We start from the raw sequence: 22329 nt of genomic DNA, 5'->3' as shown, positions 1-22329 counted from the left end.
GTTGCGCCATGACCGACACCACTGCTGCTGCCGCCCCTCCCGCCCCGATGCGTCTTTCCGGCCTCGAGCCGGTCTCGATCGGAGACGGCTCGCTGTTCGTCAACATCGGCGAACGGACCAACGTCACCGGCTCCAAGGCCTTCGCCCGCATGATCCTCAACGGCCAGTTCGAGGAAGCCTTGAGCGTGGCGCGGCAGCAGGTCGAGAACGGCGCCCAGGTGATCGACATCAACATGGACGAGGCCATGCTCGACAGCCAGGCGGCGATGGTGCGTTTCCTCAACCTGATCGCTGGCGAGCCCGAGATTGCGCGCGTGCCCATCATGATCGACTCCTCGAAGTGGAGCGTCATCGAGGCCGGCCTCAAGTGCATCCAGGGCAAGGGCATCGTCAATTCCATCTCGCTGAAGGAAGGTGTCGACGAGTTCAAGCGCCAGGCCCGGCTGATCCGGCGCTACGGCGCCGCCAGCGTCGTGATGGCCTTCGACGAGCAGGGCCAGGCCGACACCTACGAGCGCAAGATCCAGATCTGCGAGCGCGCCTACCGCATGCTGGTCGACGAGGTCGGCTTCCCGCCCGAGGACATCATCTTCGACCCCAACATCTTTGCGATCGCCACCGGCATCGAGGAGCACAACAACTACGCGGTCGACTTCATCAACGCGACGCGGTGGATCAAGCAGAACCTGCCGGGAGCCAAGGTCAGCGGCGGGGTCAGCAACGTCAGCTTCAGCTTCCGCGGCAACGAGCCGGTGCGCGAGGCCATCCACACCGTGTTCCTGTACCACGCGATCCAGGCCGGCATGGACATGGGCATCGTCAACGCCGGCATGGTGGGCGTCTACGACGACCTCGATCCCGAGTTGCGTGAGCGCGTCGAGGACGTGGTGCTGAATCGCCGCCCCGACTCCACCGAACGGCTGCTGGAGATCGCCGAGCAGGTCAAGGGCGCGGCCAAGGACGACAGCGCCAAGCTGGCCTGGCGCAACGCGCCGGTGGAGGAGCGCCTGAGCCATGCGCTGATCCACGGCATCACCGACTTCATCGTCGCCGACACCGAGGAGGTGTGGCAGAAGATCAGCGCCGCCGGCGGCCGCCCGCTGCACGTCATCGAAGGGCCGCTGATGGCCGGCATGAACGTGGTCGGCGACCTCTTCGGCGCCGGCAAGATGTTCCTGCCCCAGGTGGTCAAGTCGGCGCGCGTGATGAAGCAGGCGGTGGCCCACCTGGTGCCCTACATCGAGGAAGAGAAGCTCCGGCTCGCGGCCGCCGGCGGCGACGTGCGGGCCAAGGGCAAGATCGTCATCGCCACCGTCAAGGGCGACGTGCACGACATCGGCAAGAACATCGTCACGGTGGTCCTGCAGTGCAACAACTTCGAGGTCGTCAACATGGGCGTGATGGTGCCCTGCCAGGACATCCTCGCGAAGGCCAAGGTCGAAGGCGCGGACATCGTCGGCCTCTCGGGACTGATCACGCCCAGCCTGGAAGAGATGCAGTACGTCGCCAGCGAGATGCAGCGCGACGACTACTTCCGCATGAAGAAGATCCCGCTGCTGATCGGGGGCGCCACCACCAGCCGGGTCCACACCGCGGTGAAGATCGCGCCGAAGTACGAAGGCCCGGTCGTCTACGTGCCCGATGCTTCGCGCAGCGTGGGCGTCTGCAGCGACCTGCTCAGCGACGAGAAGGCCGCCCGCTATCTCGATGAGCTCAAAGCCGACTATGAGAAGGTGCGCCAGCAGCACGCCAACAAGAAGGCCACGCCGATGGTCAGCCTGGCGCAGGCACGCGCCAACAAGACGCCGCTCGACTGGACCGCCTACACGCCGACCAGGCCGAAGCTGATCGGCCGCCGCGTGTTCAAGAACTACGACCTGGCCGAGATCGCCCAGTGCATCGACTGGGCGCCGTTTTTCCAGACCTGGGACCTGGCCGGGCCGTTCCCGGCCATCCTCACCGACGAGATCGTCGGCGAGTCGGCGCGGCGCGTCTACAGCGATGGGCAACGGATGCTGAAGCGCCTGATCGACGGCCGCTGGCTGACCGCCAATGCCGTGATCGGCCTCTACCCGGCCCGGCAGGTCAACGACGACGACATCGAGATCTACGCGGACGAGGCCCGCACCCAGCGTCTGATGACCTGGCACGGCCTGCGCATGCAGAGCGAGCGCCCGGTGGTGGACGGCGTCAAGCGCCCCAACCGCTGCCTGGCCGACTTCGTCTCGCCGCTGGGCAACGACTACGTCGGCCTGTTCGCGGTCACTGCCGGCCTGGGGGTGGAGAAGAAGGAGAAGGCCTTCCTCGACGACCTCGACGACTACTCGGCCATCATGCTCAAGGCGCTGGCCGACCGGCTGGCCGAGGCCTTGGCCGAGCGCATGCACCAGCGCGTGCGGACCGAGCTGTGGGCCTATGCCGCCGACGAGCAGCTGAGCAACGAGGCGCTGATCGCCGAGCAGTACCGCGGCATCCGGCCGGCGCCTGGCTACCCGGCCTGCCCGGATCACACAGTCAAGCGCGACATGTTCCGCGTGCTCGCTTGCGAAGAGATCGGCATGGGCCTGACCGAGAGCCTGGCGATGACGCCGGCGGCCAGCGTCAGCGGTTTCTACCTGGCGCATCCCGAGGCGACCTACTTCAACGTCGGCAAGATCGGCGCCGACCAGCTGGCCGACTGGGCCGGCCGCTGCGGCCAGGACCAGGCCGAAGCCGAGCGCTCCCTGGCCTCGCTGCTCTGAGCCGGGCAGGGCGGGGCACAGCGGCTTCGCAGTCCCTCGCAGCTTTTCGCAGTCGACTCGCTGGCTTACACAAGACGCAGTTGTTGACCCCGGATCGACCGGGTGTGCCTGTCGCGGGCGGCCGCACGCTCGACGCCACCTGACAGGTTTTGGCGGCCGGGTCGCGCGCGGCCGCTTCCTGCCGCGTTTCCTTTACCGTTGCTTGCCGTCTTGCCGCTTCCAGGCCCGTGGCATGGAAGCTGCCTTCAGCACAGCCCCCGCGCGGTGCTGTCCCGCCGCGCCCACAACAAGAAGCCCGCGGGAGGATCTCTTGACACGACCATGTTCTGCCTGGCCTGGGCGGCGCGCCGCGCGCGCGTTGCAGGCCGCCGCCCTGTGCCTGCTGATGGCCGCCTGCGGCGGAGGCGACCACGACAGCAGCAACGGCAGCGACAGCGACGGCAACAGCGGTGGGGGAGGCGGCGGTGACGACCGCGGTGTGGTCTCCGAACGTCCGGCCAGCCGCTACGACGCGGCACGTTTCCTGACCCAGGCCAGCTTCGGCCCCACCGGTCGGTCGGTCGACAGCGTGATGGAGCGCGGCTATGCCGGCTGGATCGACGCGCAGTTCCGGCTCCCCTACACGCCGGTGCACCGGCGCTCCTGGGAAGCCAGCGATGCTGCCCTGAAGGCCGCCGACCCCGAACGCAATGCGGGCCAGCGCGAGGTGCTCGACAGCTTCTGGCGCCAGGCCCTCACCGGCGAGGACCAGCTGCGCCAGCGGGTCGCCTACGCGCTTTCGCAGATCTTCGTGATCTCGACGGTGGACGGCAACGTGGCCGATCGCCCGCGCGGCGTTGCCTCCTACATGGACGTGCTGGCCCAGCATGCCTTCGGCAATTACCGCGAGCTGCTGGAGGCGGTGACCCGCCATCCGATGATGGGCACCTACTTGTCCCACCTGCGCAACCAGAAGGAAGACCCGGCGATCGGCCGCGTGCCGGACCAGAACTTCGCGCGCGAGGTGATGCAGCTGTTCTCGATCGGCCTCCACGATCTGCGCCCCGACGGCAGCGTGCTGACGGACGCCGCCGGCCGCCCGCGCGAGACTTACGACAGCGAGGACATCGTCGGCCTCTCGCGTGTTTTCACCGGCTTCAGCTGGCACAGCCCGAGCGACGACGACGCCTGCTTCTACGGCATGAGTCAGTGCCAGGACCCCGACCGGTTCTGGCGGCCGATGAGGGTGTATGCCAAGTTCCACTCGGGCGCCCAGAAGCGTTTCCTCGGTCGCACCCTGCCGGCCTCCCACAACCCCGACCCGGAGGCCGGTCTGCGCATCGCACTCGACACCCTGTTCCGGCATCCCAACGTCGGCCCCTTCATCGGGCGCCAGTTGATCCAGCGGCTGGTCACGAGCAACCCCAGCCCGGCCTACGTGGCCCGGGTCTCGGCAGCCTTCGACGACAACGGGCAGGGGGTGCGCGGCGACCTGAAGGCGGTCGTCAAGGCCATCCTGCTCGATCCCGAGGCCCGCGACGCCCGGGCCGCGCAGACGCCCGGCTACGGCAAGCTGCGCGAGCCGGTGCTGCGGCTCAGCGCCTTCCTGCGCGCCTACGGCGCCAGCTCGGCGAGCGGCCGCTTCCTGGTCGGCATGACGGACGATCCCGGGCGCCAGCTGGGCCAGACGCCGATGCGCGCGCCCTCGGTGTTCAACTTCTACCGCCCCGGTTATGTGCCGCCCAATACCGGTCTGGCGCGCGCCGGGCTGGTGGCGCCGGAGATGCAGATCACGCATGAGACCACGGTGGCCGGCTACGCCAACTACATGCGCGACGCGGTGCTCCACGGCGTCGGCCAGCGCGGCCTGGACTACCAGGCGAGCGCCAATGACATACAGCCCGACTACCGCGCCGAGATGGCCCTGGCGGACCGGCCCGATGCGCTGCTCGACCGCGTCGCCGAGCGTTTGCTGCTGGGCCGGATGCCGGCGAGCCTGCGCTCGGAGATCCGTCTCGCGGTCAGCTCGATCGCCATCCCCCAGCCCCATTCGAACGGCAGCAATGCGGCGGCGATCGAGTCGGCCCGCCGCAGCCGGGTCCACACGGCGGTCTACCTGACGCTGCTGTCGCCCGAGTTCATCGTCCAGAAGTGAGCGAGGTCCTGCATGACGTTTCCCCCTGCCTCCCGTCGGCAGTTCCTGCGCCAGGCCGGCGCGTTGCCGGTGCTGGCCTCGACAGCCGCTCCCTTCGCGCTCAATCTGGCCGCGCTGGGCTCGGCCGCCGCGCAGAACGCGTCGGGTGACTACAAGGCCCTGGTCTGCGTGTTCCTGTTCGGCGGCAACGACAGCTACAACACCGTGCTCGCCACCGATACGGCCTCCTGGCTTGGCTACCATGCGGCGCGCGGGGGGCTGGGCACCTCGATCGCGCTGAAGGCACCCGGCGTGCCGCCGCTGCGCAGCGCCGCGCCCGGCACGCCCGAACGGCTGGGCGGCGTGCTGCCGCTTGCGCCTGCCACCGGGCAGACCGGCCGCAGCTTCGCACTGCACCCCCTGTTGCCGGCACTGCAGCAGCTCTTCAACACCGACAAGCGGCTCGCGGTGCTCGCCAACGTCGGGCCGCTGGTGGCCCCCACCACCAAGGAGCAGCTGCGCATCCACAGCCATCCCCGTCCGCCCAAGCTCTACTCCCACAACGACCAGCAGTCCACCTGGCAGGCCTTCGCGCCGGAAGGTGCGAGCGCCGGCTGGGGCGGCCGCATGGCCGACCTGCTGCGCTCGGCCAACGGTGATCAGAGCCTGTTCACGAGCATCTCGACCTCGGGCAACGCGGTGTGGTTGGCTGGCGAGCGGGTCATGCAGTACCAGGTTGCGGGCTCGGGCGCGATCCGGCTCGGCGTCGATGCCCAGCGCCGGCTGTTCGGCTCGGCGGTGGCCGGCGAGGCGCTGCAGCGTATCGTCGGCAAGGCCCGCAGCGGCAACCTGATGGAGGCGGCCTATGTCGAGACTACCCGCCGCTCGATCGAGGCCGAGCGCGCCCTCGGTGCGGCACTCGGCGAGCTGGCGCCGCCCTACGGCACGCCGGGCCCCGACGGCCAGCCCGACCCGCTGCTGCACTACGACCACCCGCTCAGCGGCACCAAGGCCTACAACCCGCTGGCCCAGCAGCTGCAGATCGTCGCCCGCATGGTGGGCGCCGCGAGCTCCCTGGGGGTGCGACGGCAGGTGTTTTTCGTCGGCCTGGGCGGCTTCGACACGCACGACTTCCAGAGCCGCAACCATGCCGACCTGATGGCCCGGCTTTCGCACGGGTTGGCCTATTTCGACGACGTGCTCGGCGCGATCGGGGCGCGCGAGCGCGTCACCACCTTCACCGCCTCGGACTTCGGTCGCACCTTCACAAGCAACGGCGACGGCACCGACCACGGCTGGGGCGCGCACCACTTCGTGATGGGTGGTGCGGTGCGCGGCGGCGACCTCTATGGTCGCTTCCCGGCCTACGGGCTCAGCACTGGGCAGGGCGAGTTCACGAGCGAGCAGCAGCTGGGCAACAACGGCGCGCTGCTGCCCGAGATCTCGGTGGACCAGTACGCTGCCACGCTGGGTCGCTGGTTCGGTTTGAGCGACAGCCAGCTGCTGGAGGTGCTGCCCAACCTGGCGAACTTCGACACCGCCCGGCGCCAGCTCGGGTTCATGCGCGTTTGATCGGGTCCGCTCAGACGGGCGCGCTCGCGCGCATGCCGTCGATGTGAGCCCCGATCAGGCCCTTGAGCTCGCTGCCCTTCTGCAGCACCGGCACGCCCAGCAGGCGCAGCCGCAGCAGCCCGTTGAAGAACACCAGGGTTTCGAGTGCGGCGCGTTTCGGGCTCAGGCCCGCGCGCAGCTGCCCGGCGCGCTGCGCCGCCTGGTAGGCCTGCTGCAGCTTGCCGAGGCATTCCTCGCTGCGCTCGATATAGTCGATCAGGTCGCGCTCCATCTCGCCGACGAACTCGCACTTGAAGTTGAGGATCTCCAGGGTGCGGCGCAGCCCGCCGTCCTCGCCCAGCGCGTCCAGCAGCTGCTGCAGGAAGTTGCGCACGCGCTCCAGCGGGTCAGCGTGCGGGTCGAGCAGCAGGGCGTAGTCCATGCGATTGACGAGCGCGATGCTGACTTCCTGGCACATGGCCTTGAAGAGGTCTTCCTTGTTGGCGAAGTGCCAGTAGATGGCGCCGCGCGTCAGGCCCGCCGCCTGGGCGATGTGCTCCAGGCTGGTGCTGCCCACGCCTCGCTGGTGAAAGGTGTCGCGGGCCGCGCTCAGGATCTGGCGGCGGGTCTGTTCAGCTTCCTCTTTGGTTCGACGCACCATGACGGCAGTTCATCCGAGTTTCATACATACATTCAGGAATGTATGTATGATAGCTGCGACGCGCAGTCGGTTCCCCCGCGTTTTCCACAGTATTCCGACCTTCCTGCCCCCCCGGCGGGACGGCGATTTTTTCTTTGGGCATATCTATGGCTTCTTTCCAAGCTTTCCCGGCGACGGCTCCGGCGCCGCTTGCGGCTTGCCCCCGCGGCCTCAGCCTGCACCGTTCTTTTGTTGTCACTGCCGTCTTGTCGGCGATCCTGATGTCCGCCTGCGGCGACAAGCCCCAGGCCGAAGGCCACGGCGGCGCGCCGGGCGGCGCCATGCCCGCCATGCCGGTCAGCGTGCGCAACGTCAAGCTGCAGGCCGTGCCGGTCACGCTGGAGGCGGTGGGCCAGGCCGAGGGCTCCAAGGAGGTCGAGGTGCGCGCCCGCGTGAGCGGTCTGATTGAGCGCCAGCTCTATCAGGAAGGCGAACGTGTCAAGGCCGGCGCTGCGCTCTACCAGATCGAGCGCGCACCCTTCGAGATCGCGCTGCAGCAGGCGCGCGCCAACCTGGGGCAGCAGAACGCCCAGCTGGAGCAGGCGCGTCGCGAGGCCCAGCGCCTGAAACCCCTGGCCGAGCAGCAGGCCGTCAGCCAGCGCGAGTACGACGACGCAGCCACCTCGGTGCGCTTGGCCGAAGCGGCCGTCGCGCAGGCCCAGGCCCAGGTGCGCGAAGCCGAGCTGAACCTCTCCTACACCGCAGTGACCGCGCCCATCACCGGCATCAGCGGCCGCTCCCAGAAGTCGCAGGGCAGCCTGGTCACGCCGGGCTCCGACAGCCTGCTCACCAGCATCACTCAGACCGATCCGATCTGGGTGCGCTTCTCCTTCTCGGAGGCCGAGCAGTCGCAGCTGCGCGGCGCGCGCAAGGCCGAGGTGCGTCTGCTCGACGCCGGCGGCAAGCCGGTGGCGGCCCAGGGCAAGCTGAACTTCGCAGGCTCCACGGTCGACCCCCGCATCGGCACCGTGCAGCTGCGCGCCGAGTTCCCCAACCCCGGACTCGACGTGCTGCCGGGGCAGTTCGTGCGCGCCCAGGTGGTGGCTGGCGAACAGCAGGCCTTCCTGGTCCCGCGGGCGGCCGTGATGCAGACCGACCAGGGCACCCTGGTCTGGACGGTGCGTGACGGCAAGGCCGCGCCCGCGCCGGTCGAGGTGGCCGGCTGGTCGGGCGGCGACTGGGTGGTCCGCAAGGGCCTCAAGGAAGGTGACCAGGTCATCCTCGACAACCTCATGAAGCTGCGCCCCGGCGCGCCGGTCTCGCCCCAGGCGGCGGGCGCCGCCGCACCGGGCGCGGCCGCCAGCGCCGCGGCTCCCGCGGCGTCGGCGCCGGCTGCCTCCGCGGCGCAGTGACGGGAGCTTCCATGTCTTCCAAGTTTTTCATCGAGCGGCCGATCTTCGCGGCCGTGCTCTCCATCATCCTGGTGCTGGCCGGTCTGGTGGCAGTCAAGGTGCTGCCGATCTCGCAATACCCCGAGATCGCACCGCCCACCGTGACCATCACCGCGACCTATCCCGGCGCTTCGGCCGAGACCCTGGCCAAGACGGTGGCCGCTCCCATCGAGGAGCAGCTCTCGGGCGTCGAGAACCTGCTGTACTTCAGCTCGAACTCCTCGTCCAACGGCCAGACCGTCATCACCGCCACCTTCGAGGTCGGCACCGACGTCGACAAGGCCACCTTCAACGTCAACAACCGAGTGCAGCTCGCCACCCCGCGGCTGCCTGACGAAGTGCGGCGCAACGGCGTGATGGTGGCCAAGCGCTCCAACAACTTCCTGCTGGTCATCGGGCTGAACTCGCCGAAGGGCACCTACGACTCGCTGTTCCTGTCGAACTACGCGACGCAAAACGTGCTGGACGAGCTCAAGCGCATCCCGGGTGCCGCCGACGTGCAGATCTTCGGCGCGCGCGACTACTCCATGCGCCTGTGGCTGCAGCCCGACCGCATGGCCCGGCTGGGCGTGACGACCGCCGATATCGCGGCGGCCGTGAACGGGCAGAACGCGCAGTATGCGGCCGGCAAGATCGGCGCCGAGCCGGCTCCCAAGGGCCAGGACCTGGTCTACACCGTGACGGCCCAGGGCCGGCTGGTCGCGCCCGAGCAGTTCGGCGAGATCATCGTGCGCGCCGGCGGCCCCAACGGCGTGTTGCGCCTGAAGGACGTCGCCCGCATCGAGCTGGGCGCCCAGAGCTACGACGCTTCGAACAGCGTCAACGGCCAGCCGGCCATCGCGCTGGCGGTGTTCCTGCAGTCGGGCGCCAACGCGCTGGACGTCGGTGACGCCGTCAAGGCACGCATGGTCGAGCTGAAGAAAAACGTCTTCCCCGAGGACGTCGACTACGTGATTCCCTACGACACCACGCGCTTCGTGTCGGCCTCGATCAGCGAGGTGATCAAGACCGTGGTCGAGGCGGCCGTCATCGTGCTGGTGGTGGTTTTCGTCTTCCTGCAGACCTGGCGCGCCACCCTGATCCCGATGCTGGCGGTGCCGGTCTCGCTGATCGGCACCTTCGCCGGTCTGTGGATGTTCGGCTTCACCATCAACACCCTGACGCTGTTCGCGATGGTGCTGGCCATCGGCATCGTGGTCGACGACGCGATCGTGGTGCTGGAGAACGTCGAGCGCCTGATGCGCGAGGAGAAGATGAGCCCGTTCGCCGCTTCGATCGAGGCGATGCGCGAGGTGTCGGGTGCGGTGGTCGGCATCGTGCTGGTGCTGTGCGCGGTCTTCATCCCGGTGGCCTTCATGGGCGGCATCGCCGGCCAGCTCTACCGCCAGTTCGCGGTGACGGTGGCGATCTCGGTGGTGCTCTCGGGGGTGGTTGCGCTGACCCTGACGCCGGCGCTGTGCGCGCTGCTGCTCAAGCCCCATCACGACGGCGTCACGCGCGGCGAGCGTTTCTTCCGGCCCTTCAACCGCGGCTTCGACTGGATCACGCACCGCTACCTCGGCGGCGTCAACGCCGTGCTGAAGCAGCGTGTGCTGGCGGTGCTGGCCTTCCTCGCGATGGCCGGGGCGGCCGGCTGGCTGTTGTGGAAGGTGCCGAGCAGCTTCGTGCCGGCCGAGGACCAGGGCTACATCATCGGCGCGGTGGTGCTGCCCGACGGCGCGACCCTGGAGCGCACCGGCCGCACCACCGAGCAGCTGCGTCTGATGAACAGCAAGAACCAGGCGATCGAGCACTTTTTCATCGTCAACGGCTTCGATCTGATCGGCGGCGGCACCAAGTCCAATGCTGCGACCATCTTCGCGCCGATGCGAGCCTGGGAGGAGCGCGAGCAGACCTCGCAGGAGCTGGCGCAGCAGATGAGCGGCATGGGGTTCGCGCTGCAGGACGGCATCGCCTTCGCCTTCAACCCGCCGGCCATCCAGGGCCTGGGTCAGGCCGGCGGCTTCGAGGTCTATGTGCAGGGCCGTACCGAAAGCGACCCGCAGCGGCTCGCGCAGGTCACCGCCGACTTCATGGCGGCGCTCGCGAAACATCCGGCGCTGACGGGCCTGAACACCTTCTACCGGCCCACCGTGCCGCAACTCAAGGTCGAGGTCGACCGCGAGAAGGCACTGGCGCTGGGCGTGCCCGTCCAGGAGGTGTTCACCGCGCTGCAGGCGCAGATGGGCTCGCTCTACATCAACGACTTCAACCGGTCGGGGCGGACCTACCGCGTCACGATGCAGGCCGACGCCCCCTATCGTTCCAAGCCCGAGGACCTGGGCCGGCTCTACGTGCGCTCGGCCACCAGCGGCAACATGATCCCGCTGAAGGCCCTGATCCGGGTCGAGAACGTGATCGGTGCCGAGCAGATCGAGCGCTACAACGCCTACATCGCCGCCAAGGTGATGGGCAGCGCCAAGCCCGGCTACAGCTCGGGCGATGCGATCGCCGCGGTGGAGCAGGTGGCGCGCGAGACGCTGCCGCCGGGCTACGGTTATGAATGGACGGCCCAGGCCTTCCAGGAGAAGCGCACCGGCAGCGCCTCGATCTTCGCCTTCGGCTTCGCGCTGGTGATGGTCTATCTGATCCTGGCCGCCTTGTATGAACGCTGGGGTGTGCCGATGGCGGTGGTGCTCGCGGTGCCCTTCGCACTGACCGGCGCGCTGCTGATGGTGATGCTCAGGGGCATGGAGAACGACATCTACTTCCAGATCGGCCTGGTGGTGCTGATCGGCCTGGCGGCCAAAAACGCGATCCTGATCGCGGAGTTCGCGATGCAAGGCATGGAGCAGGGCAAGAGCGCGGCGGAGGCGGCGCGCGAAGCGGCACGGCTGCGCTTCCGCCCCATCGTGATGACCTCGCTGGCCTTCGTCTTCGGCGTGCTGCCGCTGATGTTCGCCACCGGCGCCGGCGCCGCCGCCCGGCAGTCCATGGGCACCGGCGTGGTGGGCGGCATGCTGGTCGCGACCTTCATCGCGCCGATCTTCGTGCCCTTGTTTTTCACCTTGCTGGCGCGCAAGCCGCGTCCGCAGCACAGCCATACGCCCGGTGCGACCGAGGAGGTTCCGGTATGAGCCGACAACTGCTGATGAAAGCGGCCCCGGCTGCGCTTGCCGCGGCCCTGCTGGCCGGCTGCGCGGTGGGGCCCGACTACCGCCGGCCCGAAATGAGCCTGCCGGCGGCCTACCCGGCCGATGCCGCCGCCGTGACAGCGGCCGGCGTCCCGCCGGTGGTGTCCTCTTCGTGGTGGACCCAGTTCGGCGACCCTCAGCTCGACACGCTGGTGGACACCGCCCTGGCCCGCAACACCGACCTGCAGCAGGCTGTGGCGCGTGTCGAGCAGGCCGAAGCGCTGGTGACCCAGGCGCGTGCGGCGCAGTGGCCCGGTGTCGACCTGGGCGGCAGCGCCGGCCGGGCCCGTTCGAGCGAGACGACCGGACTGCCCGGTGGCGGTTCGGTGGGCAACAGCTTCCGGCTGGCGGCCTCGACGGCCTTCGAGCTGGACTTCTGGGGCAGGCTGCGGCGCGCCTCCGAAGCGGCGCGCGCCCAGGCCCTGGCGAGCGGCTATGCGCGCGAGGTGGTGCGGCAGACGGTGGCCGGCCTGACGGCCCAGAGCTACTTCACGCTGCGCGCGCTCGACGAGCAGATCGCCCTGACGCGGGAGACGCTCAAGACTCGCGAGGAAGGGGTGCGTATCCTCGGCATCCGCCTGAAGGGCGGCGCCAGCGCCCGGCTCGACCTCGACCAGGCCGAGGCCTTGCGCGCCGAGGCGGCGCTGCAACTGCGCGAGCTGGAGCGCCAGCGTGCGCTGGCGCAGTCGCAGCTGGGCCTGCTGACGGCGCAGGCCGGGCTGACGCTGGGTGACGGCCGCCTGCAGGGTCTGCCGCTGCCGCCGGTGCCGCCGGCCGGGCTGCCGTCGGAGCTGCTGGCACGCCGGCCCGACGTGCGCCAGGCCGAACTGCAGCTGGTGTCGGCCAACGCCCAGATCGGCGTCGCGAAGGCGGCGATGTTCCCGACCGTGTCGCTGACCGGGCTCGCTGGCGGCGAAAGCGCGGAGCTGTCGGACGTGCTCAAGAGCGGCTCGCGCATCTGGTCGCTCGGCTTCGGGCTGAGCCTGCCGATCTTCGATGCCGGGCGACGCGCCGCTGCCACCACCCAGGCCGAAGCGCGCCAGCGCGAAAGCCTGGCGGCCTACCAGGGCGCGGTGCAGTCGGCGTTCAAGGACGTGGCCGATGCGCTGGCCAACCTGCGCGCGGCGCGCGAGTCGCAGGCCGATGCAGAGGCCAGCGAGCGGGCCAACCTCAACGCGCTGAAGACCGCCCAGCAGCGCTATGACGCCGGCTACTCGGCCTACCTCGAACTGCTTGACGCGCAGCGCACCGCCAACGCGGCCCGGCTGCGCACGGTCAGCAACCGCCAGGCGCAACTGGCCGCGACCGTGGACCTGTTCAAGGCCCTCGGCGGCGGCTGGACCGACCCGGAGACCGCCGCGCAGCGCTGAGGCGAGGGCGGCGCGTCGCCGGGAAGACGCGGCTTTCCGTCCACACACTGGGCCCCTTCGGGGGCCTATTTGTTTTTGCAAGTAACCACTCACGGCCGTGTCGTCGCCGCTCGTGCGGCCCAGAAATCAGGCCTGCTGCGCCTGGGGAGACGACGGCCCCGGATGATTCCTGCATCGCTCTGCATCCCTTGTCACGCTTTGAGAGGAACCGGTCCGAGAGGGGGGCTCACGGGTCCGGGGAGGCCCCCTCAAGTCGGGGGGCGAGCGACGGTTGGACGCCAGAAAACGACGTTCGGTAGTCTGACATTCCAACACACATGTCACCATCCAGACCTCAGCATATTGCTTGTCGTTCGACACCTTTATGAGCCTCCATGTAGCGGTATCGCCGCTGCCCGCAGCGGTCCCAGCGGCCCTTCTGCCTTCCGAGCCCCCGAGCGCTAGCTTTGTCAGCATCCGGGGCCGACGCCTGGCTTTCTCCGAGCTCATCAACCCGCGCGTCTTCGAGACCGACTACCAGCTTCAGCTGACACAGCAGACACGTGACGCCAAACCCTTCCCGCACTTCGTGGTGGACGGCATGTTCAACCCCGATCTGCTGCGCCTGGTGGCGGAGGAGTTCGGTGGGGCGGGCGAAGGCGGCTGGCGCGTCGTGCAGACCAAACACGAGCTGACCCACCGCTCGACGCCGGGGGCCCGCCTGGGGCCGGCGTCGAAGCTCTACTTCAGCCTGGTCAACTCGCCGGCCTTCCTGGAGCTGCTGTCCGCCGTCACGGGGGTCGAGGAGCTGATCACCGATCCCAAGCTTTACGGCGGCGGCCTGCATGAGACGCGCAACGGCGGGCGCTTCGGCATCCACCGCGATTTCAACCGCCATCCCTGCACCGGGCTGGACAACGAGATGGTGCTGATCACCTATCTCAACGAAGACTGGGACCGCGCCTGGGGCGGGGCGCTGGAGCTGTGGGACGGCGAGGCCAAGAACTGCGTGCGCGAGGTCTGGCCCGACTTCGGCCGCACGATCCTGATGCGCCATTGCGACGTCAGCTACCACGGGCATCCGCATCCCCTGCAGGCGCCCGAGGGCCGCACGCGCCGCTCCGTGGCCTGCTACTACTACTCCTACAGCAACGCGCGGCGCGAGCGGGAGCGGCGCAACACCTCGCTGTTCCTCTACAGCGACCCGATGGAGCGCGTGAAGTCGGCCGCCAAGCTGGCCACGCCGCCCATCATCTGGAACGCGCTCAAGCGCCTGGCGGGCAGCTGAGCCCTCCCGCGGGGACGCGGCCGTCCTGTCGGTACCGTCCCCCTTTCTAGGGATGGTCGCCGCACCATGACTGAGGCTTCAATCGGGACCTGAGCAGCACCGGCCGGAGCCGGTGTCCCTTCAGATGTGAACAGCGGGGACGGAGCCGATGCGGCCGGGTGGCCGGGGCGGGTCTTCGCACACGCATGCGGAGTCCCCCCATGGAACTGGTCCGGCCGTCCAAAAGGCACCTGCCCGAATACGTCGCCGCGCTGCAGCGCGGCTGGTCTGCCGACAACCGACTCGGCCCGGTGGCCACCCGCCAGGAGCTGGACCACATCGCCCGCGATGCCGACGGCTTCCTCGCTTCGCTGGTCGACCGCGAGGCCAAGGGCGAGCCCATCGTGCTGCCCGACGGCAGCAGCGCCGCGCGCCTGCCGGGCTACCGCTGCTGGATCTGGGACGGCGCCTTCTGCGGCAGCGTCGGGCTGCGCTGGCAGCCCGGCACCTCCACCTTGCCGGACTGGGTGCCGGGCCACATCGGTTTTGCCGTGGTGCCCTGGAAGTCCGGGCGCGGTTATGCGACGCAGGCCCTGCGGCAGATGCTGGTGCTGGCGAGGGCCGAGGGCTTGCAGCACGTCGACCTGATCTGCCACCCCGACAACATCGCCTCACAGAAGGTGGTGGCGGCCAACGGCGGCCAGCTGATCGAGCGTTTTCACCGGCTCGCGCCGCATGGCGACGGACAGAGGTTGCGCTACCGCATCGAGCTTTGAGCCTGGGCCGGTTCCGCTACTTGCGGCGGAACAGGTTGGCGGGCCGCGACTTGTCCGCGGGCATCGGTTCGGAGTCGTCGAACATGCCGTCGTGCACCGGGAATTCGGGGCAGACATTGAGCAGGGCCAGTCGGATCGCCGAGGCGCTGCTGTCGACCCACTCGCGTGCGCCACCGTCGATACGGAAGCACTGCGGTGCGTCCAGCGGAAAGCGCTCCGCCATGCGCGCGTAGGGCGCTGACAGCGGCATCAGGTCGCGGAGCACGCTGCGGCGCACCGGCAGCAGGTATTGCGGCTGGGCGCCGGGCCGGTGCGGCAGCATGCTGCGCAGCATCACCTCGCTGCTGCACATCAGGTGCGCCAGGCGCAGCGCCAGGTCGCGCTGCCGGCCATCGGCCCCCGGGCGCACGGCGACGCCGTCGACATACAGCGGTGGCAGCGGCGTGGCGGCTGCCTGCGGCATGGCCTGGAAGTCCAGCCTGTCCACCAGGGACGCCGGCATCGAGCACAAGGTTTCGGTCACGTTGACCAGCGCCCGGCCGCCGCCTTGCACGAACCAGCGCAGACGCTGGCTGCCGCCGTCGTCGAAGCTGGCATGGGCGGCTCCCGCCATGCGGGTCAGCAGTTGCAGCTTCTCGAGCGTGCGGTGGTCGAGTGCATCGTGGCATGGCAGCGGTGCCGGGCGGCGCCCGGGGTGCAGGCTGCTCCAGCCCTGCAGGTAGAGGCAGGCATCCGTCGTGCGACCGGTCAGGTCGATCAGCAGACCCTCGCCCTCGGCGGGCTGGACCTGCGTCGGCCGAGGATGTTCACCGAGCTGGTCGAACAACTGGTCCAGCGTGCGCACCGACGCGAGTGCCGCGTCGCTCGCGCGGTGGAAGATGACATCCGCGCAGCCCAGATAGGGCAGCGCGTACAGCCGTGGACCGAGCCGGCAGCCGGCCAGGGCATAGGGCATGAAGTCGGCGGCCGGCTCCAGCAGGCCTTCGTCGAGCGGCATCAGAAAGCCGGCCAGCGCGAAGCTCTCGAGAAAGAGCGTGTCGAAGACGAACACGTCCAGGCCCGCGGGCGGGTCCTGGTGGTAGCAGTCGTAGTCGACGAAATGCAGCTCGACCTCGGGACACTGCTGCCTCCAGGCCTGGCGCAGCACTGCCTCGAACTGCGCCGGGCGCGGCACATAGGGATAGATCGCGACGTTGAGCAGGGTGCCGGGCTCGTGTGCCGTGTAGGGCAGGCGCCGGGCCGATCCCGGGGCGAAGGGCTTCCTGTGTCTCACCTGCATCTCCCCCGGTGTTGGGACTGCGTGTGACTGCCGGCTTGCCCTCGAGGGCGTCCGAAGTATGGAAGCAGGCGGGTGGATGCCACAAGGTCGAAATGAGGGGCGGAGTCTCGGCTGCGAAAGCCTACCCCAGGCCTCAGCGGTCGCCCCCGCCGGAGGCCGGTGCTCCTGTCCGTTCAGGCAGCGCTGCGGCCGGTCAATCCCACCCGGGTGCCGGTGTGCGATCCGGGACTGCCCGTGTTCCAGCGGCTGCCGGACGCCGCGAGCCGGACGCCGCCTGAGGCGCACAAATGTACAAGCCGGCTGCGGCGGCGCCATGGATCATCGACTGATGAGCTCGAGATGTACCCATCCTCCGCCGCCCCTGGCCGACCATGGCCGCGCCCAGTTCTACCTCGGCGCACGCCGCTGTCTTCCGCTCGCCGTCAGCGTCGCGGCCTACGGGCTGGTCTGGGGCGTGCTGGCCGGGCAGGCCGGCGTGAGCCTGTTGCAGACCGGCCTGATGAGTGCACTGGTGTTCGCCGGCTCGGCCCAGTTCGTCGCTCTCGACATGTGGCAGACCTCGGGGGCGTCACCGCCGGTCCTGGCCATCCTGGTCGCCACCCTGGTGGTCAACCTGCGTTTTTTCCTCATGACGGCGGCCCTGCACCCGATGTTCGTGCGCGAAGGCAGCCGCTGGCCGCTGCTCAAGGCCTTCCTGATCAGCGACGAAAACTGGGCCCTCACCAGCGCCGAGCTGTCGGAAGGGCGGGGCAGCGTCGCTTTCCTGCTCGGCGGCGGAGTCCTCACCTACCTGGCCTGGCTGACGGCGACCCTCACCGGTCGGCTGGCCGGGGAGTTGCTGGGCGACCCGGCGCGCTGGGCGCTGGACTTCGCCTTCACGGCCACCTTCCTGGCTCTGCTGGTCGCGATGTGGCGGGGCCCCGGCAGCTTGCTGCCGTGGACCGTCGCGTCGCTGGCTGCGCTGGCGGCGCATGCACTGCTGCCCGGCAAGTGGTACATCATCATTGGCGGCTTGCTCGGCAGCCTGGCCGGCGCGGTGCGCCGGCCCGAGGAGGAAAGACCGGCATGAACTTCGAAACGGCAACGCTGATCGTCGGCATGGCGCTGGTCACCTGGGCCTGCCGCGCCGGCGGCCTGCTGCTGGCCAGCCGGATGCCGAACACCGGTTTTGTCGCACGCTGGCTGGCGCAGATCCCGGCCGGCGTGCTGGCCGCTCTCGTCGCGCCGGCCATCCTGAGCGGCGGGCGGGCGGACGCGCTGGCCGCTCTGGCCACCGCCGTGACGATGTGGCGCACCGGCAATGTGCTGGCCGCCATGGCGGTCGGGGTCGGCTCGGCCTGGTGGGCGCGGGGGTGGCTGGCGTGAACCGGGGGCCTCAATGTCCGGCCGTCGGGAACGCGGGCCCGCGTGAGAGTGCCTCGTTCTGGCGCGCCGGTGCGCTGGCCGGCGCGAGCTTCTTCAAGGCCACCTTCACCACCCACACCTACGCACGTCACACGCACGACGACTACGCCATCGGTGTCACCGAGGCCGGCGTGCAGAGCTTCTACTGCCGCGGCGGGCAGCGGGTCGCCCCGGCCGGCACGCTGATCCTGGTGAACCCCGACGATCTGCACGATGGGCAGTCGGCCACGGCAGCCTATACCTCGCGCATGGTCTACCTCGGTGTGGAGCTGCTGGTGCGTGCTCACGGCGAGTACTCGCTGCAGCCCGGCCAGCTGCCGCTGTTTCGCACGCCGGTGGTGCAGGACGCGGCACTGGCAGGGCGTCTGGCGGCTTTCCATCGGGCCATGGAGCGGCCTGGAGAGCTGCAGGCGCTGGAGAGCGAAACCTGGCTGCTGGAGATCGTCGCCGCGCTGCTGGCACGCCATGCGACACGCAGCCCGGTGCGGGCGCCGTGCACCGACAGCGACGCTCGGCGGGTACGCCGGGCCTGCACCTTCATCGACGAGCACTACGCCTGCGACATCTCGCTGACCCGGCTGGCCGAGGACAGCGGCATCAGTCGCTTCGCGCTGGTGCGCTTGTTCTCGCGCCATCTGGGCATGCCACCTCACACTTACCTGACGCGCGCCCGGCTGCGCGAAGCGTGCCGCCTGCTGGTCGCCGGTGAAGCGGCGGCCTCGGTGGCCGGGGCGGTCGGCTTCGTGGACCAGAGCCACCTCACGCGGCGCTTCCGTGCCGCCTACGGGATCACGCCAGGGCAGTTCGCCGCCGCCAGAGGATGAAGGAAAGACCCCGGGGCTGCTTCCGTGCCGCTGCTCCCCATGGCTTCGTTCGACCGCGGCGAAGCGCTCAGCGGCGCTCCTCCAGTCCGCGTCGCAGCTGCATCGCTTCGGCGATGTGCGACTTGCCTGGCAGGGCGGCACCTTCCAGATCGGCAATCGTGCGGGCCAGCTTCTGCACCCGGTGCAAGCCGCGCCCGGACCATCCCAGGCGGGTCGCGGTGGTTTGCAGGAACTCGGCGGCGGCGGGCGCCATGGCGCAATGGCGGTCGATGGCGGCACCGGTCAGGCGGGCGTTGCTGCAGCCCTGGCGGTCCTGCTGGCGTTGCAGTGCTGCGGCGACGCGACGCGCCACCGCCTCGCTGGCCTCGCCGTCCGGCGCCGCCATCAGGTCCTGCGGCGGCACGGCCGGGACCTCGGCCTGCAGGTCGATGCGATCGAGCAGCGGCCCGCTGAGCTTGCCCTGGTAGCGCGCCACGGCGTCGGGGGTGCAGCGGCAGGCCAGCCGCGGCGAGCCGAGCTGGCCGCAGGGGCAGGGGTTCATCGCGGCGATCAGCTGGAAGCTGGCTGGGAACTCGGTTTGGGCCGCGGCGCGCGAGATCGTGATGCGGCCGGTCTCCATCGGCTCGCGCAGCGCCTCCAGCGCAGGGCGCGTCAGCTCCGGCAGTTCGTCGAGGAACAAGACGCCGTGATGGGCCAGCGAAATCTCGCCCGGCCGCGGCGGCGACCCGCCGCCGACCAGGGCGGCCGCCGAGACGCTGTGGTGCGGGCTGCGGAACGGGCGCTGGGCCCAGCGCTGCGGATCGAAGCTGCGGTGCAGGCTCAGCACCGCGGCGGATTCGAGGGCCGCGTCCGCATCCAGCGGCGGCAGCAGCCCCGCAAAGCGCTGCGCGAGCATGGACTTGCCGGTCCCTGGCGGTCCCACCAGCAGCACGCTGTGCCCGCCCGCCGCAGCCACCTCCAGTGCCCGCTTGGCGAGCGACTGACCTTTGACGTCGCGCAGGTCCGGCCCGCACCGGGCCGGCTTGGCGGGACGCGCGACGACCCGGGCCCAGGCGCCGGAATCCGGCGCTTCCGCCTTGCCGGAAGGCGGCAGCAGGGCTTGCACCACATCGAGCAGCCGCGCCGCGCCCCACACTTCGGCCTGCGGCGCGAGCGCGGCTTCACAGGCGCTTTCCATCGGCAGGACCATGGCGCGCGGCTGCGCCTGCCGCGACAGCGCCAGGCCCATCGCCAGCGCGCCGCGCACCGGACGCAGCTCACCCGAGAGCGACAGCTCGCCGGCGAACTCGTAGGGCTGCAGGCGATCCGCATCGAGCTGGCCGCTGGCCGCCAGGATGCCCAGCGCGATGGGCAGATCGAAGCGGCCGGACTCCTTCGGCAGATCCGCCGGCGCCAGGTTGACCGTGATGCGCCTGTTGTGCGGGAACTCCAGACCGCTGTTAAGCAGCGCGGCCCGCACCCGCTCGCGCGCCTCCTTGACCTCGGTGTCGGCCAGACCGACCAGCGTGAAGCTGGGCAGGCCGTTGGCCAGGTGCACTTCGACCGTGACTTCGAGCGCGGACAGCCCTGCCAGCGCGCGGCTGCGGATGACGGCTAGCGACATGCGTGGGGCCCTCCCCGGGTTATCACTGATCTTTGCCCGCCTGCGGACGGGTGCCCGATTCTCGCGGCGGGGGGACCCGGCTGGTGTGCTGATCCCATCGCCACCCAAAGGGGATGCTCGCATTTGGTGCAGGAAGCGCCGACGCTCACGCTTGCGGTGCAGAAACGGGTCGGTTACTTCACGACACAGCGCCGTTCTGGGGCGCGTGCACTGGCAAAGGTCATGGCACAGATCGTGCACTTCGCCTGCCCGCAGCGCAACGCCAGGGCCCAGCCCTCGCCTCACTTCTATACACAAGGAGCAACCCATGAAGATGGTGACCGCCATCGTCAAGCCCTTCAAGCTTGACGAAGTGCGTGAAGCCCTGAGCAACATAGGTGTTCAGGGCATCACGGTGACCGAAGTCAAAGGCTTCGGCCGTCAGAAGGGCCACACGGAGTTGTACCGTGGGGCCGAATACGTCGTTGATTTCCTGCCCAAGGTGAAGATCGAAGCCGCCGTCGACGACGCCATCGTGGACCGCGTCATCGAAGCGGTCGAGACCGCCGCCCGCACCGGCAAGATCGGCGACGGGAAGATCTTCGTGTCGACGCTGGAGCAGGTGGTTCGCATCCGCACCGGCGAGACGGGCAAGGACGCTCTCTAAAACAGCACCTGAGTGAGACCTCCATGAAGAAATTGTTTGCGATTCTGGCGTTGTGCGCCGCCGGCCTGGGGCTGGCCGACTTCGCCCTGGCCCAAGACGCCGCCTCGGCCCCGGCGGCGACCATGGAGGTGGCCCCTGCGGCCGCCGCCACCGCGGCTCCGGCCGAGGCCGCTGCACCGGCAGCCGCCGCACCGGCGGCCGCTTCCACCGTCGACAAAGGCGACGTGGCGTGGATGCTCTCCTCCACGCTGCTGGTCATCCTGATGACGATTCCCGGCCTGGCGCTGTTCTATGGCGGCCTGGTGCGGGCGAAAAACATGCTCTCCGTGCTGATGCAGGTGTTTGTCGTGTTCGCCCTCATCGTCGTGCTGTGGGCGGTCTACGGCTACTCGCTGGCCTTCGGCGGCGGCGGGGAGTTCATCGGCACGCTGGACAAGCTGTTCCTCAGCGGCATCACGAAGGACTCGCTGGCCGACACCTTCACCAAGGGCGTGCAGATCCCTGAGCTGGTGTTCGTGGCCTTCCAGTCGACCTTCGCAGCCATCACCTGCGGCCTGATCGTCGGGTCCTTCGCCGAGCGCATCAAGTTCTCGGCCGTGCTGCTGTTCTCGGTGCTGTGGTTCACCTTCAGCTACCTGCCGATCGCGCACATGGTCTGGTTCGCCGAGGGTTACCTCTTCAAGGACGGCGCGATCGACTTCGCCGGCGGCACGGTGGTGCACATCAACGCCGGCGTGGCCGGCCTGGTGGGCGCCTACCTGGTGGGCAAGCGCATCGGCTACGGCAAGGAAGCCATGCCCCCGCACTCGCTGACCCTGACCATGGTGGGTGCCTCACTGCTGTGGGTGGGCTGGTTCGGCTTCAACGCCGGCTCCAACCTGGAAGCCAACTCCGGCGCCGCGCTGGCGATGATCAACACCCTCCTGGCGACCGCTGCGGCGACGCTGTCCTGGATCGGCGGCGAGTCGCTCGCCAAGGGCAAGGCCTCGATGCTGGGCGCCGCTTCCGGCGCGGTGGCCGGCCTGGTCGCGATCACCCCGGCCTGCGGCACCGTCGGTCCGATGGGCGCCATCGTGCTGGGCCTGCTGGCCGGCGTGATCTGCCTGTGGGGCGTCAACGGCCTGAAGCGCATGCTGGGCGCCGACGACGCGCTGGACGTGTTCGGCGTGCACGGTCTGGGCGGTATCCTGGGCGCCATCCTGACCGGCGTCTTCACGGCGCCCGGCCTGGGCGGCACCGGCGCGGCCGACTTCTCGATCTCGCACCAGGTGTTGGTGCAGACCAAGGGTGTGCTGATCACCATCGCCTGGTCGGCCGTCGTGTCGCTGGTCGCCTACAAGGTGGTGGACCTGCTGATCGGCCTGCGTGTCTCCGAGGAAGCCGAGCGCGAGGGCCTCGACATCACCTCGCATGGCGAGACGGCGTATCACAAGTGATGAGTCCGCGTTCCCCTCCGGGGGATCGCGTCGCGAACGAGGCCCCTTCGGGGGCCTTTTTCATTTTTCTGCCACC

16 protein-coding genes are annotated in these 22329 nt (G+C 69.5%); 13 read left to right on the top strand and 3 right to left on the bottom strand.

What is annotated here, in order from left to right; all coding sequences use genetic code 11:
- Nucleotides 1-8 precede the first annotated feature (8 nt).
- From metH to OOT46_RS17215, 3 genes are all read left to right on the top strand, one after another.
- Nucleotides 9-2741 (top strand): methionine synthase, encoded by a 2733-nt coding sequence (gene metH, locus OOT46_RS17225; protein WP_265404861.1) that lies wholly within the window; start codon nucleotides 9-11, stop codon nucleotides 2739-2741.
- Nucleotides 2742-3051: 310 nt separating this feature from the next.
- Nucleotides 3052-4875, top strand: coding sequence for a DUF1800 domain-containing protein (locus OOT46_RS17220; protein ID WP_265404860.1), 1824 nt, complete (start codon nucleotides 3052-3054; stop codon nucleotides 4873-4875).
- 12 nt (nucleotides 4876-4887) lie between these two features.
- On the top strand, nucleotides 4888-6426 hold the full coding sequence (locus OOT46_RS17215) for a DUF1501 domain-containing protein (RefSeq protein WP_265404859.1): 1539 nt from the start codon (nucleotides 4888-4890) through the stop codon (nucleotides 6424-6426).
- 10 nt (nucleotides 6427-6436) lie between these two features.
- On the opposite strand, the gene OOT46_RS17210 is transcribed toward OOT46_RS17215, so the two are convergent.
- The gene (locus OOT46_RS17210) at nucleotides 6437-7066 is read right to left on the bottom strand and encodes a TetR family transcriptional regulator (protein ID WP_265404858.1); all 630 of its coding nucleotides are present in this window, start codon (nucleotides 7064-7066) and stop codon (nucleotides 6437-6439) included.
- Between the two features lie 245 nt (nucleotides 7067-7311).
- Here OOT46_RS17210 and OOT46_RS17205 point away from each other — a divergent pair, with 245 nt between their 5' ends.
- The 5 genes from OOT46_RS17205 (at nucleotide 7312) to OOT46_RS17185 (ending at nucleotide 15061) form a co-directional block, all read left to right on the top strand.
- Entirely contained in the window at nucleotides 7312-8457 is a 1146-nt protein-coding gene (locus tag OOT46_RS17205) for an efflux RND transporter periplasmic adaptor subunit (RefSeq protein WP_265404857.1), read from the top strand.
- Nucleotides 8458-8468: 11 nt separating this feature from the next.
- The gene (locus OOT46_RS17200; RefSeq protein WP_265404856.1) at nucleotides 8469-11612 is read left to right on the top strand and encodes an efflux RND transporter permease subunit; all 3144 of its coding nucleotides are present in this window, start codon (nucleotides 8469-8471) and stop codon (nucleotides 11610-11612) included.
- A complete protein-coding gene (locus OOT46_RS17195) occupies nucleotides 11609-13039 on the top strand; it encodes an efflux transporter outer membrane subunit (RefSeq protein ID WP_265404855.1) in 1431 nt (476 codons plus the stop codon). Before OOT46_RS17200 ends, OOT46_RS17195 begins: the two co-directional genes overlap by 4 nt.
- Nucleotides 13040-13403: 364 nt before the next feature.
- Nucleotides 13404-14306 (top strand): 2OG-Fe(II) oxygenase, encoded by a 903-nt coding sequence (locus OOT46_RS17190; RefSeq protein WP_265404854.1) that lies wholly within the window; start codon nucleotides 13404-13406, stop codon nucleotides 14304-14306.
- A 200-nt stretch (nucleotides 14307-14506) separates the two neighbouring features.
- Complete coding sequence (locus OOT46_RS17185) at nucleotides 14507-15061, top strand: GNAT family N-acetyltransferase (protein WP_265404853.1); 555 nt, start codon at nucleotides 14507-14509, stop codon at nucleotides 15059-15061.
- A gap of 16 nt (nucleotides 15062-15077) precedes the next feature.
- Here the strand turns inward: OOT46_RS17185 and bcmE are convergent, their stop codons facing one another.
- On the bottom strand, nucleotides 15078-16334 hold the full coding sequence (gene bcmE / locus OOT46_RS17180) for a thiamine pyridinylase (RefSeq protein WP_265404852.1): 1257 nt from the start codon (nucleotides 16332-16334) through the stop codon (nucleotides 15078-15080).
- A gap of 334 nt (nucleotides 16335-16668) precedes the next feature.
- Here bcmE and OOT46_RS17175 point away from each other — a divergent pair, with 334 nt between their 5' ends.
- Genes OOT46_RS17175 through OOT46_RS17165 form a run of 3 tightly spaced genes read left to right on the top strand, consistent with a single transcriptional unit; the run spans nucleotide 16669 to nucleotide 18568 of the window.
- Nucleotides 16669-17409 (top strand): AzlC family ABC transporter permease, encoded by a 741-nt coding sequence (locus OOT46_RS17175; RefSeq protein ID WP_265404851.1) that lies wholly within the window; start codon nucleotides 16669-16671, stop codon nucleotides 17407-17409.
- Complete coding sequence (locus OOT46_RS17170) at nucleotides 17406-17705, top strand: AzlD family protein (protein ID WP_265404850.1); 300 nt, start codon at nucleotides 17406-17408, stop codon at nucleotides 17703-17705. The genes OOT46_RS17175 and OOT46_RS17170 overlap by 4 nt, the downstream gene beginning before the upstream one ends.
- Nucleotides 17702-18568: an AraC family transcriptional regulator gene (locus OOT46_RS17165; RefSeq protein ID WP_265404849.1), complete on the top strand. Its 867-nt coding sequence runs from the start codon at nucleotides 17702-17704 to the stop codon at nucleotides 18566-18568. Before OOT46_RS17170 ends, OOT46_RS17165 begins: the two co-directional genes overlap by 4 nt.
- A 67-nt stretch (nucleotides 18569-18635) precedes the next feature.
- On the opposite strand, the gene OOT46_RS17160 is transcribed toward OOT46_RS17165, so the two are convergent.
- Entirely contained in the window at nucleotides 18636-20171 is a 1536-nt protein-coding gene (locus OOT46_RS17160; protein ID WP_265404848.1) for a YifB family Mg chelatase-like AAA ATPase, read from the bottom strand.
- A 307-nt stretch (nucleotides 20172-20478) separates the two neighbouring features.
- Between OOT46_RS17160 and OOT46_RS17155 the strand changes: the two genes are divergently transcribed.
- Together OOT46_RS17155 and OOT46_RS17150 are read left to right on the top strand one after the other, a co-directional pair.
- Nucleotides 20479-20817 carry a P-II family nitrogen regulator gene (locus tag OOT46_RS17155; RefSeq protein WP_265404847.1) on the top strand — a complete coding sequence of 113 codons (339 nt, stop codon included), beginning with the start codon at nucleotides 20479-20481 and terminating at the stop codon, nucleotides 20815-20817.
- Between the two features lie 23 nt (nucleotides 20818-20840).
- Nucleotides 20841-22253: an ammonium transporter gene (locus OOT46_RS17150; RefSeq protein ID WP_265404846.1), complete on the top strand. Its 1413-nt coding sequence runs from the start codon at nucleotides 20841-20843 to the stop codon at nucleotides 22251-22253.
- Nucleotides 22254-22329 lie beyond the last annotated feature (76 nt).

Source organism: Aquabacterium sp. A7-Y (assembly GCF_026153205.1).
Lineage (GTDB): Bacteria > Pseudomonadota > Gammaproteobacteria > Burkholderiales > Burkholderiaceae_C > Caldimonas.
The sequence above is the reverse complement of the archived record's forward strand: the minus strand, read 5'-3'. Positions and strand labels throughout refer to the sequence as shown.